The 12,371-nt window shown below is 28.4% G+C and carries 14 protein-coding genes; all 14 read left to right on the forward strand.

From position 1 onward, the window contains the following. The first annotated feature begins 137 nt into the window (after positions 1-137). A complete protein-coding gene (locus FP421_RS04395) occupies positions 138-539 on the forward strand; it encodes a hypothetical protein (RefSeq protein ID WP_159948014.1) in 402 nt (133 codons plus the stop codon). 191 nt (positions 540-730) lie between these two features. After that, complete coding sequence (locus FP421_RS04400) at positions 731-1,327, forward strand: hypothetical protein (protein ID WP_159948016.1); 597 nt, start codon at positions 731-733, stop codon at positions 1,325-1,327. 155 nt (positions 1,328-1,482) lie between these two features. Further along, positions 1,483-2,085, forward strand: coding sequence for a hypothetical protein (locus FP421_RS04405; protein ID WP_159948018.1), 603 nt, complete (start codon positions 1,483-1,485; stop codon positions 2,083-2,085). Positions 2,086-2,251: 166 nt separating this feature from the next. After that, positions 2,252-3,037, forward strand: coding sequence for a hypothetical protein (locus FP421_RS04410; RefSeq protein WP_159948020.1), 786 nt, complete (start codon positions 2,252-2,254; stop codon positions 3,035-3,037). Between the two features lie 154 nt (positions 3,038-3,191). Then, positions 3,192-4,310, forward strand: coding sequence for a PIN domain-containing protein (locus FP421_RS04415; RefSeq protein ID WP_159948022.1), 1,119 nt, complete (start codon positions 3,192-3,194; stop codon positions 4,308-4,310). Positions 4,311-4,483: 173 nt separating this feature from the next. Beyond that, entirely contained in the window at positions 4,484-5,236 is a 753-nt protein-coding gene (locus FP421_RS04420; protein WP_159948024.1) for a hypothetical protein, read from the forward strand. 123 nt (positions 5,237-5,359) lie between these two features. After that, a complete protein-coding gene (locus FP421_RS04425; RefSeq protein ID WP_159948026.1) occupies positions 5,360-6,127 on the forward strand; it encodes a YwqG family protein in 768 nt (255 codons plus the stop codon). A gap of 168 nt (positions 6,128-6,295) precedes the next feature. Beyond that, the gene (locus FP421_RS04430; RefSeq protein WP_159948028.1) at positions 6,296-6,751 is read left to right on the forward strand and encodes a DUF5063 domain-containing protein; all 456 of its coding nucleotides are present in this window, start codon (positions 6,296-6,298) and stop codon (positions 6,749-6,751) included. A gap of 1 nt (position 6,752) precedes the next feature. Beyond that, positions 6,753-7,277 carry a hypothetical protein gene (locus tag FP421_RS04435; protein ID WP_159948030.1) on the forward strand — a complete coding sequence of 175 codons (525 nt, stop codon included), beginning with the start codon at positions 6,753-6,755 and terminating at the stop codon, positions 7,275-7,277. Positions 7,278-7,577: 300 nt separating this feature from the next. Next, positions 7,578-7,916, forward strand: a complete 339-nt coding sequence (locus FP421_RS04440) for a hypothetical protein (protein WP_159948032.1) — start codon at positions 7,578-7,580, stop codon at positions 7,914-7,916. A gap of 163 nt (positions 7,917-8,079) precedes the next feature. Then, entirely contained in the window at positions 8,080-9,054 is a 975-nt protein-coding gene (locus FP421_RS04445) for a hypothetical protein (RefSeq protein WP_159948034.1), read from the forward strand. A gap of 128 nt (positions 9,055-9,182) precedes the next feature. Next, a complete protein-coding gene (locus FP421_RS04450; RefSeq protein WP_159948036.1) occupies positions 9,183-9,860 on the forward strand; it encodes a DUF7832 domain-containing protein in 678 nt (225 codons plus the stop codon). 158 nt (positions 9,861-10,018) lie between these two features. Continuing rightward, complete coding sequence (locus FP421_RS04455; protein WP_100871389.1) at positions 10,019-10,888, forward strand: cation diffusion facilitator family transporter; 870 nt, start codon at positions 10,019-10,021, stop codon at positions 10,886-10,888. A 396-nt stretch (positions 10,889-11,284) separates the two neighbouring features. Then, a complete protein-coding gene (locus FP421_RS04460) occupies positions 11,285-11,812 on the forward strand; it encodes a DUF6933 domain-containing protein (protein ID WP_159948038.1) in 528 nt (175 codons plus the stop codon). The last annotated feature ends 559 nt before the right edge of the window (positions 11,813-12,371 follow it).

The following is a 12,371-nucleotide window of genomic DNA, read 5'->3' on the forward strand; positions in this document are numbered from 1 at the left end:
CAACACCGTGTATAAAAAATTGCTATTTTTAGCTTAATCAAAGTTGGTTGTTTTTTTGCAATCTTATATTTTCCTACGGAAAATAACGATGGCACAAAATCGCAACTTTCCATAACACAAACACGTTACCACACATTATGAAAAAAATTATGAGACAAACTACTTTAATAATTATTGGAATTTTATTTTTTACAATTTCTTGCGCTCAGAAAAATGAGAAATCTGACAATCAAGAAATAGCAGAAAAAATTAATAAGAAAATTGAATCACAAAAAAAACCAATATCTGATTACAAATCTGAAAGGTTATTAACCTTCTACAAAGACTATGGAGATGAAATTTCTGATTTCACAATAGTTCATACCAATGGAATTTTCGACGCCGTGATATTCAAAACCAAAGAAAAGAAAGCTTACATTGTGGAATTAGATACAACAATTTCAAATCATCCAAAACCTAAAGGAAAAGTTGGCGAAATTCTTAATTTTAATCAAATGGGAATTGACAACAGTATTATAAAAAATATACAATTTGAATAAAAAAAACGTGTGGTAACACCGTATAAAAAAAATTGCTAGTTTTAACTAAACCAAAGTTAGTTGCTTGTTTGCTAGCTTCTGATTTTCCTTCGGAAAATCCTCGCATACAAACACGCAACTTTCCTTATACATAAACGTTAGGCACAAGCTACCAAACAGAACCAAATGAAATAATTTCGATTAAATTACATATGAAAAAAAAAGTTTTAATAATATTTTTTATTCTTTTCTCAATAATCGGAATTTATTTTTTGAACCAAAAAAACAATAATGATTCAGCTGTTTCAACAAATATGTTGAGAGAAATTGAAAGTGAATGGAATAGTTCTGAAAATATTGGAAGAATTAATAATTCTAATGAACAAATTACTTATAAAACAACTGAGATAGTGGTAGTTTTAAATGGGAAAAAATTTGGAGATATTAATTCAAAGAACCCTTTGATAATTGATTTAAATAATGAAAATATTATTGTCAAAAACGGAATATTTTCAAAATCTTGTAATGCTGATTTCGTTAAAAATATTCATCAAAGTTTTAAATTAGAATCGGGTTTAACATTTATAACAACAAATATTAGTGGAAAAATAATTTATAAAGTTAACTATGAAATTAAAGGAAATAAAACCTACAAAGAAGCTAAGGAAATTATAACAAATTTAATCATGCAAGACATTTATGAGAATGCCAAAAGCCATATTAAATTTGGAATTCCTGAAATAAATACAGCAGATTTTAAACTAAATGAAGAAGAAAAAATGAATAAGCAAAGTTTAATAAAACTATAAAAGAAAAAGCCGGTGCCTAACACCGTGTATAAAAAATTGCTTATTTTTAGATTAACCAAAGTTTGTTGCTTTTTTGTAAACTTCTATTTTCCTGCGGAAAATAGCCGTTCACTTTAAACGCAACTTTCCATAACACAACCACGTTACCTGTAATTATGAAAAAAACGAAAGTCATCTTATATTTAATAATTGCTTTTTCAATTTTTATCTCTTGTAAAGAGGAAATTAAAGAAATGAATGAATTATTAGAATCAGATTTTAAAATTATCGAATATTATTATGGTTATGACAATTATGAGAAAAATATCAGAAATGCGGAATCTGACCCAATAATAATAAAGGAAAGAAATTTTCTTGAAATTAACGTGGACATAAATGGAAATTGTGAAATAGAAGGAAAAAAAATTGAACCCGATTTAATTATTCCTGAACTGAAAAAATATCTAATTCCAAATCCCGAAAATAAAAGTATGCCGAAAACTATTGAGAAGGAATTTACTTACGCTGGAAAAGTAATTGTAAATGAAAACCTTTTAATTTCAGCATTATTTGACAAAAATTTGAGTTATAAAAAATACAGTGAAATAAGGAATAAAATTTATATCGCACGAAATGAAATTAGAAATGAATTTGCAATAAAAAATTATGGAAAATCTTTAGCGGAATTAATGACATCTGAAAAAAAAGATGAAATTGAACAGTTTTATGAATTGAATCAAATATTTCCATTTAATTATTCAGAAATAATGGAGGAATAAAAAACTACAGGTAACACCGTACAAAATTAATTGCTTGCTTTTTGCCTACTTACGAAAATCCTCGCGGATTTTCTTTGTCAGTAATTATTTAGTAAATTTAGTGCTTAAACCACGCAACTAACCTTGTACAAACACGTTAGGCAACATAAAAAAACCAAACCTTAAGATGATAATTTTCGAACTAACTAAACAAGGGAATAGACTAAATCAAGTTAGTGATGACAGTAAAAATTTCGAATTGGATAATCTAATAGGACATCTTATAGGTACATTCTTTGAAGCAAACATTGCTTTAAACTTATATTTAGGGGAAAAGAAAAATAGTCAGTTATATTTCAAAAAAGAAAGAGAAAATTGGAATAATGATTCTGAATTAAAAAAACAATTAAGAAAAAAAATAGAATTAGAATACCCGGAAAATAATGGTTTTGAGAATTTTGAAGAAATTAATTTTAAGGTAGAAACTGAATTCAAAAGACATATCTGGGCAAAAGGTAGAGTTCCTTCAAACTTGAAACATAAACTGATTTTCATTCACGCAAAGACTTTTTTATATGCTTTAGACAATTTTGAAAAAGAATTTAAAAGATTATTAGAGGATGGAATATTCCCAGAACAATGTGGTTCTCTTTACAATAAATTGATTGAAAACTTCCCAAGTTTAAGAAAGTTAAGAAATAGTGCACACCATCAAGAAGATAGAATTAGAGGTGAAGCATATCGAAAGAAAATAAATTTAAAACCAATATCAAATACTTTAGTTCACGCACCAAATGGTGGTGTTCTAATAATTAATAGTTTAAATGGAGATAATTATGGTGGAACTCTAGGCGATGGTACATATGGAGAAGTTGAAGTATCTATTGAATCTATGAATAAATTACAATCCATATTACAAGAATTCCTTAATTCATTAAAATGGAAAGGAAGTCAAGAACATCTTCCAAGATAAACGTTGCCTAACACCGTGTATAATTAATTGCTAGTTCTACTCTACTTACGAAAATCCTCGCGGATTTTCTAGTTGGTTTTGTATTTACTAAATTAGTCGCTTAATCAACGCAACAACTCATACACAAACACGTTAGGCAACATTTGATAAAAAAATGGCAAACTATGTAGTTTTAGATACTTCAATTTATAGAGAGCTTGGTCTTAAGTTTAATGAAAACTTGGATTACAGGAATCTTTGCGCATTTACAATGAATACGGATGGCGAAGTTTTATTGTCTGACATCGTGCTAGAAGAATTTAACAACTACTACGAATCAGTTTTGACTTCCAAAACAAATGCTTATATAAAAGCTAATAAAGACTTAGTTAGAGACCCTTATTTCAATTCACCAAATGAAATTGAACATAATGTAAAAAAGGAGTTAGAAAAAGCAATAAAACATTTTAGAGCAACTTTACAAAAAGACCCTATTCACAATCACAATATCTCAGTTTTAAGACCTACTCTGATTAGTGGTTTGGTACTTACTAAATTCATATTAGACAGTAAAGAAACAAAAGATAGTAATATCCAAATAAGAGATTATTTAATTTGGGATTCTGTTTTAAATTTTGCTAAAAAAGAAAACGAAGACAGAATAACTAAAGTTGGTCGGAGAAAAATTACTTTCAGTAAAAGTATAATAACTTTCATAACCAAAGATAAAGGCTTTGGGAAAAATGAAATATTTCAAAACCTTCTAAAGAAATACAAAATTGATAATTTGGAAGTACTAAATTCAATTCCTGAATTCCTTGAAAGAAAAGGATTCTATTTTGATTTTGTTACATCTGAACTAATTAAAGAAAAAATTACTCATACACGAATTCTAAAAGATTTAAGCAAAGATATTGGAGCACTTTTAAGTTATGTTAGTGAAAGATATCATTCAAATTGTTATGATAAAACGATTGAGGAATCTGAAATAGAAAAAGTAGAAGTTTTGGAACATTATACATATATTGATTCAAAAGATAATAAACATAAATTTACCGCTAATTTAAAAGTATGGGTTCGAGTCGTCTTTGAGAAAGACGAAAAAGGTTATAAAGAAAGTTTAAAAGTAGAAGAAAGCAGATGGAGAAGTTTGGAAACATATGATGAACATAAAAGACCATATTTTCAAAAACCTTTGCTATTCTTTTATGGAGGTTTGGTAAATATTGAACGGAAATCAATTAAAAGTATTAGGTTTTTAGATTATATGCCAGATATGTATTTAGATGAATAAAAACGTTGCCTAACACCGTATATAAAAAATAGCGGTTTAATCGCTTAAACGAAACAAAATGAACAAATTAAAGGTCAGTTATAAACGGAAAAGTTAGTGCTTAAAATCCGCTACTTTTCATATACAAGACCGTTAGCTGTAATTAATCACTCAAACCTGAAAAATAAATTATAATGAGAAATTTTATATGGAATAGAGATCCACAAGAAGCAATGGACAATCCATATGAATATGAAGCTCAAGAACAATTTAGGAATGAATCTGAAAAATTAATTAAAGAATTAAGAAAATATTTAATAACTGAATATTCTTTTAAACTTAATGAAAAGACTTCTGAAAAGGCAATTTATATGTTAACTATAAATGCTTTAGATTCTGCTTTTGAAATTGTACAATCTTTGAAAAGTCAATCACATAGGGTTACTGCCCATTTATTAAGAACAATTGACGAATCTATTGACCTCGGAGTATTTTTTAATAGTAAATCTGAAAAATCAAAAAGGAAAGTTGAAAAGTGGTTTAATAACGAAATGATTCCTCACAGAGAATATCGAGATTATATTAAAAGTAAAGAAGGTGAAGAAAAATTTGAACAAGAGCGAAAAAAATATATTGATATTTCAAAATTCTCACATAACTCATACAAAACTCTTCTTTACAGTTATGTTAAAAGAAGTGATGAAACAATTGTTCACGGAAACACATATGAAAGTGGAATTTTAATACCTATTCAAACTATTGCAATGTATCACGCTATTTCAGGTTTTTATTTTAAGAAAATAGCTTTTAAAATGGTCGAATTTGAATTTATTGAATTAGAAAAAATGTTGAAAATTATGTTAGATTCACAAGAAGAGAATACTATAGAAAGAAAATTTGAAATGAGAAAAAAACTACAGCTAACACCGTATAAAAAAAATTGCTAAATTAGTGCTTAATCAAAGTTAGTTGCATTTTTGCCAACTTCTGAATTTCCTTCGGAAATTCCTCGCTGACAAAACCGCAACTTTTCTTATACAACAACGTTGTGTACAATAAAACGAACAATAATGATTCCTGACTTTTTAAAGAAATTTGAATCTGATTTAAAAAAGTACGAACGAGAATTTGTACGAATAAAAGCAAAACCAAGAAGAGAAAAACTTCTTGAGGATAATCTTAATTTGAAAGAAAGTAAATTTCTTGGAAAACCATTCTTTCCGAAACACAAAGAGTATCCAAAAGATAAAAATGGAAAACCTATGATAATGATTGCTCAACTTAATTTTGAGCAAATTCCAGAAATAAAAGCATTTCCAAAAAATGGAATTCTTCAACTGTTTTTATCATCAACAGATTGGTATGAAGAAGATTCTGAAATAATTTATCATTCTGTTGAGGAACTAGATATAGAACCTATGACTGATTTTTCATTTATCACTGAAAAAGAATATGATGAAATGCCAATTTATAAACTTCATCAATTATCGTTTGAGAAAGGAATTGATAAAGGAGGTTCTGAAGATTCTCAATTCGATTATCTTTTTGACGGAGATGACTATTGGGATTTTACTGAAAACTTGAATGAGGAACAAGAGAAAGTATTTGGAGAATATTTTAATGCAATGGGACATAAAATTGGTGGGTATGCGGAATTTACTCAATCTGACCCAAGAGATTATAATGCAGACCAAAGAGATGATATACAAGTTTTGCAAATAGATGTTGATGACCACATAATGTTTGGAGATAGTGGACTTGGACATATTTTTATAAACGAAGAAAACCTAATTAAAAAGGACTTTTCAAAAGCATATTTTTATTGGGATTGCTGTTAAAAATTACTGTACACAACACCATATATAATTTATTGCTGGCTTTTTGTCTACTTACGAAAATCCTCGCGGATTTTCTTTGTCAGTAATTATTTACTAAATTAGTTGCTTAAAACACGCAACAAACCATATATAAACACGTTGTAACACATTTGACCAAACCAAGAAGAATTGAGTAAATTAAAGAAATTAATAGATAGAATTGTTGAATTTGGGACAAATGAAAAACTTGAATCCGAAAACAAAACACTTGAAATTCAAAGACTATTAGTTGGAATTTACTATGAATACCTGAAAGTTGAAACGGAATTTGATGAGACCGATTATGAAGAACCGATTAATTTAGATTATGACGGAATGAGAAATATAGTAACTGAACATTTCCCAGAATTCGGTTGGTATCATTCAGTTTGGGAAAGTCATAAAATTAATGAAAATGCAGAATTGATAACTGGTGATTCAATAGACGATTTGACTGATATAATCAAAGATTTAGTTGAGGTTCAATGGAGATTTGATAACACCAGCGAAAAAGATGCGATTTGGAATTTTGAATTTTCTATGAGAACTCATTTGGAACAGCACCTTGTGGATTTACTAAAATATTTAAAAGAGAAAAACGATTAACTTGTACGATTTAATAGAAAAATATTTTGTTGAAATAATTGGACTTCTAGGAACACTTTTAGGGGTTTTGCTTGGTGCTTTTCTGAATAGAATATCAAGATATGGTCGAGTCAAATTTTATGTAAACGATGTAAAACATAATCTTTCAGAAAGAGACGATTTTGGAGGGTTTAAAATTGTGGAGTCTATTACTCCAAAAACCGAAAGTCTAAGTATAAATATTGACTTAGATTTAATTAATACGTCTGAGTATTCTAAAAAATTATTACGAGATATTAAATTCTTGTCAGTAGACAAAAATTATAACAAAACAAAAATTATCAAGGATAATTCAACTAGACGAATGTCAAGTTCTTTGATACTAGTTGATGATCTTAAATTCATAAACTTACAACCAAAAGAAATTAGAAACCTGAATCTAAGTATTCACTTTAAAGAAGATTTTGAGAAAATTTTAAATTCCGAATGGTATTTGGAATACAGAAAACTGAATAACAAAAAACGAAAAATAAAAATTAACAAATAAAAAACGTGTTACAACACCTTGTATAATTTATTGCTTGCAAATAGCTTACTTGCGAAAATCCTCTCGGATTTTCTTGGTTCGTGTTTTATTTATTAACTTTATTGCTTAAACCCGCAACAAACCATACAAAAACACGTTGTAGCACATTTACCCAAATCAATGAAATTAACGATTAAAATAGCGACATTTTTTATTTTACTATCGAGTTGTTCGAACTCTGACAACATTTTAAAAAATCGGAATTTCAACAAAGGGAATTGGTTACTTGTAAACGTCAATTATGCAAATAAAACTCTTGAATTGATTGACGACGAGTCTATTTTGGAATCGAATGAAAATGGAATATTTGTTTTACCTGGAGGAGATTGCCAATGGACAACTTGTGATGGATTTGTAAAGCTATATAAAGACGGAAAATTGATTAAGCAAATTGAGTATTTAAGTCGAGAATATTTATACGAATCGAAATCGATAAAAAACTCATACGAAAACGGAATTGAAACCTATATTAAACCTGTGAATTCGGATGATTTTAGTAAAAAATGGGACAGCTTATTGAACTCTAATAATTATCCAACAATTAAGCATATCCAACCAGAAGATAAGGATATTATTTTGACTTATAAAAAAAATAAATAAAAAAACGTGCTACAACAATGTGTATAATCAATTGCTACTACAAGCCTACTTACGAATATTCCTGCGGAATATTCTATCCGGTTTTTATTTGCTAAATTAATTGCTTAAACAACGCAACTAATCATACACAAAACCGTTAGCTGTAATATAACACCACCATCGAATGAATGAACAACAATTAAGTGAAAAGTTCCTTAAGTTTCTTGAAGAAGAAAAAGGATATCCAAAAAATAGCTTACTAAGTCAAGCTCCTGCATATTCGATTGGTGCTAAAAGAATTCAAGCAGATTTACTTTTATTAGATACAAGAATTGGAAATTACATTGGAATAATAGAATTTAAAAATAATATTAATCCAAATATTAAAAAAAATGCTCGTCATCAAATTGAACAGTATTTAAAAGTTATCAAATCTGAGTCGTTGCCTTCTTACCTTGTTTTCCCTCTAGATGAGAATGATTTTCAAATATTAGTTTATGGAGACGAGGATTGGATTTCAATTAAAAAAGATGAATTTCCTGAATTTGAGACTTTATCCGCTAAGAAAAAAATTGAAGAGAAAACAGAGGCTAAAGAAGCTAAAGAGAGAACATATAAAAATATAGAGATTAAAAGAGAGATTAAAACAAAGACTTCTCTATGGACTCTTACAAGTTTAATACTAGGGCTTGTGACAGCTATCGTTACCTTTTATATAAGTATTGACAAAAGTAAAAACGAAAAAACATTATCAGGAATAGCAGTTTTTTCGGAGTTAGAAAAACTTGAAAATAGAGTAAAAGAATTAGAATTAAAACAACAAAAACCTATTACAAGTATTGATTCTATAAGAGTTATAGATTCAAGTTCAACCTACAAAGGAGTGGATAATAGATTAAAGATTATTGAAAATGGAATAATCGATAGTCCTGAAAAAACATTAGCTTATAATAAAGTTCAACAAAACATAGAACTATTAAGAGAACAAATTATAAATCAAGAAAAACTAATTGCTCTTCGAAATGAAAATTTAATAAACCGAATTGAATGGCTAAATGCAATTGTTATTGGAATGGTGATAGCATTATTTGGTGCTGCAATTGGATTTGTAATATCGAATTATAACGAAAAGAAAAATACTACAGCTAACACCGTATAAAATTAATTGCTAGTAAGAGCTTGCTTACGAAAATCCTCGCGGATTTTCTATTCGGTTTGTATTTGCTAACTTATGTGCTTAAACCACGCAACTAATCTTATACATCAACGTTGTAGCCAATTTAGGAAATGAAAGTAAGATTAGAAAAGAAAAATAGAGTTACTACAAGTTTCATTCAAATGGAAGTTGAAGGTCATTCTTTAACTGTTCACGATGGAAAAATTGGTAAAAGCGGAATTGCTAAATCAAATAAACATTGTGGAACAAATGATAAAGCCATAAAAGAGTTAAATGAAATTAAACAAGAATATCTTTCAAAAAAATATATTGAGGTAAAAGTCAAAAGACCTCTTGAAAGCGATAAAGTATATGATAAAGCAAAATGGCATTTTCGTGGAGATTTTCCAGAAGAGCTAGACATATTTCAAGGTTATGTTCATACAGGATTCTATTTAGCTTGGATAATCGAAAAAGATTTTTTTAATCCTGAAAATGATGAATTATTAATTAGTGAAGTTGAAAAAGTTAAAAACCGAAAAATAACTGGAGCGAAATTTTTTGAGGAAAATTTAGATGGAGTTTTATTAGAAGAAGATTTAACCCAAAAAGGAAATGATTTTACATTTGAATATTATGAAAAAGGTGAATTTATAGATGATTATTGTGAAAGTCTTGGAGGAGATTTACCAACTTTGTACCATATAGAAGATAATTGGAATAATTATGATAAACTAAAACCAGTTTTGGAAAAAAGATTTAAAAATTGGGAGAAATCTAAAAAGCCTAAATGGTGGAAAAGAAAGTAAAAAACTGGCTACAACAACGTGTATATTTTATTGCTTTCTTTTAGCCAACTTACGAAAATCCTCGCGGATTTTCTATTAAGTAATTATTTGCTAAATTTACGCTAAACCAACGCAACAAAGCATACACAAACACGTTGTGTGCAACCTAAAAAAAACGAATGAATAACGAACAAACTGCAATACGAACAACTTATTTCAGCATAATTGGAAATACTGCGTTGGCTTTGATAAAAGGACTTGCAGGATTTTTTGGGAATTCTTATGCTTTAATTGCAGATGCGATTGAATCAACAACTGATATTTTTGCTTCATTTTTAGTTTTATTAGGTTTTAAATATGCAAAACGACCAGCAGACGAAAATCATCCCTATGGACACGGAAAAATTGAACCATTAATTACATTTGGAGTAGTTGCTTTTCTTGTTGTTTCTGCCACAATAATCGCTTATGAAAGTATCCTAAACATTCAAACACCACATAAAATCCCGAAATCTTGGACTTTGATTGTTTTGGGTCTAATAATAGTTTGGAAAGAAATCTCATTTCAAATCGTAATTAAGAAAAGTAAACAAACGAATAGTTCTTCCCTAAAAGCAGATGCTTGGCATCATAGAAGTGATGCAATAACTTCGGTAATGGCATTTATCGGAATTTCAATAGCAATCATATTTGGAAAAGGTTATGAAACAGCAGATGATTGGGCTGCATTATTTGCTTCCGCATTTATCTTATATAATAGTTATTTAATCTTACGACCAGCTTTAGGAGAAGTTATGGACGAGCAACTTTATGAAGACCTAATACTTGAAATTAGAGAAAAATCAATAGAAGTTAAAGGTGTTTTGGATACTGAAAAATGTTTCATTCGAAAATCAGGAATGAAATATCACGTTGATTTACACGCAATTGTAAATAGTGAAATAACAGTAAAATCAGGGCACGATATTGCACATAAATTAAAGGACTATTTACGAGAAAAAATACCGAATTTAGGACACGTACTAATTCATATTGAACCGAATGAATAAAGGCAGCACACAACAATGTATATAAAAAATAGGCGAAATAGTGCTAAATTCAAGGTTTGTGGCTCGTATCAAACTTTGTGCAAAAACGAAAGTTTCGTGCTTCGTAATCGCCTACTTTTCATATACTAGACCGTTGTGCGTAAGCTAACAGACCAACGTAAATTAGAGCTGAATTCAAATTTTTAGGCATTTACGAACGAAAAAACAATCGGAATTACAATACGAAATCTGAAAATCATAACGCCAGAATTATTTACTCTTACGGAATATTACGCTCGAATTTAAATTGGAGCGTTTTTCTTAGATCTTAATGTAAAAATTAATAAATTCACTAAAATTAAAAAGACGTTAGTTTTTTTGCGCTTTAAACAATAAGATTAAATACAAAATAATTTAATGATTGGAACAAACATTTATACAACTCGAAAACTTGAAAAAGTAACTAATGAATTCATTTCTCAAAACGACAATGAAGAAAATGAATATTTAGGAAATTGGACTGCTACTCTATTTTATGTGAGTAATAAAAAATGTTGGTTAATTATCAATAAATTGACAAAATATCTTCTGATTTTACCGAATGTAAAAAAAAGTGATTTAAAAAATATATCGACTATTTTTAAGGAAACTCTGTATTCACAATTAGCTTATGACGGAATTATAACAGATTATAAATTGGTTGAGAAAATAATAGGAGAAATAGCTTTGTGTAAAACGAATAATGACAGAAGTACAAATGGTTCTTTGAATAACTGTTTATTTCAAATGGATGATTGGAAATATGACTATGGAAGTTTTGAGAATATGCCATTTAGAGATTTAAACAATAGGCTAAATAGCTCACCAAATAAAATGTTGAATTGGAAATATCCGAAAGAGAAAATGGACGAAATGATAAAAGCCTACGCACAACACCGTGTATAATTAATTGCTTTGGTCGTTGCTTATTCGGAAAATTCCTTCGGAATTTTCTCGCGTTCGTTTTTGTTTACTAAATTAGTTGCTTAAACACGCAACTAACCATACACAATCACGTTGCCTAAAATAGCCCAATCACACTTAGGAAAAATCTCGTTCAATTTAAAATTTAGTCTTTTAAACGTTATTTAAATTAGAAATTATTGAAAAAAATCAGTCCATAGGTTATTAGAAAATCTATCAAAATATTGTTTTTCCTGAAAAATTCTGCTCATTTTGGAAAAGTATTTTATCCGAAAATTTAGAACTTTTTTTAGGAAAAATGCCATGTTTTTGGAATCTCAATTTTGTGGAAAAATAATTTGTTAGAATTTGAAAATCAAACTGAAAAAGGAAATTATCAGAATAAAAAGTGCATCTTTTTTCGGAATCTCATCTTTGTGGAAACCAATCTTTCGCGAAGGTTTTAATTGAAAGAATCTGAAAAATAGAAAACATAAGAATATTTATACTAAAATTAGAAAGTTTATGGAATTTTATCTTTGCGGAAAAAATTATTTTACAA

This window comes from Polaribacter septentrionalilitoris, from assembly GCF_009832745.1.
Classification (GTDB): Bacteria; Bacteroidota; Bacteroidia; order Flavobacteriales; family Flavobacteriaceae; genus Polaribacter; species Polaribacter septentrionalilitoris.